This is a genomic window from Paraburkholderia sp. SIMBA_027, assembly GCF_046535315.1.
Classification (GTDB): Bacteria; Pseudomonadota; Gammaproteobacteria; order Burkholderiales; family Burkholderiaceae; genus Paraburkholderia; species Paraburkholderia tropica.
The window spans coordinates 1-276 of record NZ_JAWRWY010000464.1 but is presented as its reverse complement, the minus strand read 5'-3'; the positions used below and the strand labels follow the sequence as shown (position 1 = coordinate 276).

The 276-nt window shown below is 66.3% G+C and carries 1 protein-coding gene; it reads right to left on the bottom strand.

Annotation, left to right across the window (positions count from 1 at the left end; translation table 11 throughout):
- A partial coding sequence (locus tag SB764_RS39845) for a hypothetical protein (RefSeq protein ID WP_410866728.1) occupies positions 1-276 on the bottom strand: 276 nt, incomplete at both ends.

The window sequence follows — 276 nt, the reverse complement described above, 5'->3', positions numbered from 1 at the left end:
CATCCACGCCTGAGCGTGCAATCGCCACCTGCCGGCGGAAATCCGCAAGCGTCATCGGCGTTCCGGGAATACGGCGCATGCGGGCGCGCACCAGAAAATCCTGGTACAGCACGGCATCGGTGCGATAGGCCGATTGCGGATCGTCGAGAATTTCGACCAGCACAGCGGCGATCTTCTCCTCGCGCTCCTCCGGCGTCAGCTCCGGCTGGCCAGCACGCGGAGACTGTTCCGGCGAGGGACCGCCGACCGCAGGGGTGGAACGGGAGAGTTCGGCCA